This is a genomic window from Komagataeibacter kakiaceti JCM 25156 (assembly GCF_000613305.1).
The window spans coordinates 1-2,269 of record NZ_BAIO01000390.1; the positions used below are offsets into that span (position 1 = coordinate 1).

1 protein-coding gene and 1 pseudogene are annotated in these 2,269 nt (G+C 62.8%); both read right to left on the reverse strand.

All coding sequences use genetic code 11. From position 1 onward, the window contains the following. Positions 1-1,329: DEAD/DEAH box helicase (locus tag JCM25156_RS14205; protein WP_025813599.1), on the reverse strand; the 1,329-nt coding region annotated here is incomplete at its 3' end. Positions 1,330-1,559: 230 nt separating this feature from the next. Next, positions 1,560-2,011: pseudogene (locus tag JCM25156_RS24700) on the reverse strand (CopD family protein). Positions 2,012-2,269: the final 258 nt, after the last annotated feature.

The following is a 2,269-nucleotide window of genomic DNA, read 5'->3' on the forward strand; positions in this document are numbered from 1 at the left end:
CTGTGCCGCGCTGTCGTGGCGGGATTTGCGGCGACCGCCAGCGGCGCGCGGTTCAGCGGACCAGTCCTGATTATCCACGCCATTGACCTCGATTCGGGGGATGGGCTTGCCTGTCAGCTTCTCGATCGCCTGCGCCAGACCTTCCTCATCGGGGGTGGCCAGGCTGTAGGCATGACCGGTGCGGCCCGCACGGCCGGTGCGGCCGATGCGGTGAACATAATCCTCGGCATGGAACGGCAGGTCGAAATTGAAGACATGCGACAGGCCGCCAATGTCGATCCCGCGCGCCGCGATGTCCGAGCAGACCAGGATCTGCAGGCTTCCGGTCTTGAAGGCATCAAGCGTTGCGAAGCGGGTGGACTGCGGCAGATCCCCATGCAGGGCACCAGCGGAGAAACCATGCTTGATCAGTGACTTGCACAGAACATCCACATCGCGCTTGCGGTTGCAGAACACGATGGCGTTCTGCATGTCCGCCCCACGCAGCAGCTTGCGCAGGGCGCGGCGCTTGTCATGGGCGTCCACGATCGCAAGGCCGGTCTCGATGGTGGTGGCGACGGAGGAGGGACGGCTGACCGTGATTTCCTTCGGGTTGCTCAGGAACATGTCGGCCAGCCGCCGGATTTCCGGCGCCATGGTGGCCGAGAAGAACATGGTCTGGCGCAGCGGGGAGAGCATGCTCACGATCTTCTCGATATCGGGAATGAATCCCATATCAAGCATGCGGTCCGCCTCGTCGATCACCAGCAGGCGTGTCTGTGTCAGCAGCAGCCCGCCGCGTTCGAACAGGTCGATCAGGCGGCCGGGGGTCGCGATCAGCACGTCAACGCCCCGGTTGAGCACTTCCTTCTGCTCGGCCATGCTTTCGCCACCGATCAGCAGCGCGTGCGTCAGCTTGAGGTACTTGCCGTAATTGACGAAATTCTCCGCCACCTGCAGGGCGAGTTCGCGCGTCGGCTCCAGGATCAGTGAGCGCGGCATCCGCGCGCGGGCGCGTGAGCCGGACAGGATCTCGAGCATGGGCAGGGTGAAGGATGCGGTCTTGCCGGTGCCCGTCTGGGCCACGCCCAGAACGTCGCGCCCCATCAGCACATAGGGGATGGCCTGGGCCTGGATGGGCGTGGGATGACGGTATCCCATCTCATCTATGGCCTGCTGGATGGGTTCGGACAGGCCGAGTTCGGAAAACAGGGGCTGGGCCTGCTCCGGTGTGGCTGTTTCTTCTGGCGTGTCACTGGAGGCGGCCCCGTCGATGCTGGCGGCGGGAACTGCGGCGGCCGCCGTTTTTGCGGAACGTGCGGGGGCGGAGGAAGTTTTTTTGGCGCTCAAATTACTCTCGAACATATCAGCAGATGGATATGGCCCCGTCCGATTGCCACCGTGTCGCGCTGTATCAGGCTGCCGTCCCTGATGTACCTGCAGCAATGCAGGGAAGGGGAATGTGACATGACGGGGACAGACCCCTCATGCGCCACATTCCCTGTGCCTATCCATCTTTGCAATGGAAATCAAGGGGGCGTGCGTGTCCAGCCCCGTAATTCCGGGCCGGGGCACAGGATTCAGAACGGATGCGCCAGACAGGCCGCGATGATGGTCAGGACGCCCAGCCCGGTATTGAGCACGATCAGCGACCGGATCGAATCGAACACGCCGGGCTGCGGGCGGATGGCGCGGCGGGCCTTCTGGTAGGGGCCGAAATAGATGCGCGCGAAAATGCCCGCCATGATCAGCCCGAAAAGCTGCATGACGTTGATCTGCCATGGCACGACCGCAAACCCGCCATAATGAAAAATCAGGAGCCAGCCGGTGATGAGTACCGTAGGCATGGTATGCCATACGATACGGAAAAAGCGGTTCAGCGTCTGCAGATGGATCGAGGCGCGCTGCGTCGCATCAAGCAGGCCGAGGCTGGGCCTGAGTACGAAGCCGCATAGATCATGCCGCCGACCCATGCCGTCATGCCGGTAATGTGGAGTGCGAGCACAAGGCTCCAGATTATGGGGTGGGACACGAAGCCTCCTTGCCGGGGTAGGGTATGAACAGGTGAAGGACAGGGGACGCAGGCGCGCACCATGCCCGTTTTGCTGTTTCCTCTATCATGCGCAAGGCGGTTTTCGCAGTCCAAAGTTGTTGGAAAGGGGAGGGAAATGTCCACAGCCGAACCAGAACAGGCCGCCATCCACGCACGCTTCATGCTGCCCGACCCGGCGGAAATGGGGCGGATCGACGCGGCGGCGGCGCGCGACGTCAGCGTTGCGGTCCTGATGGA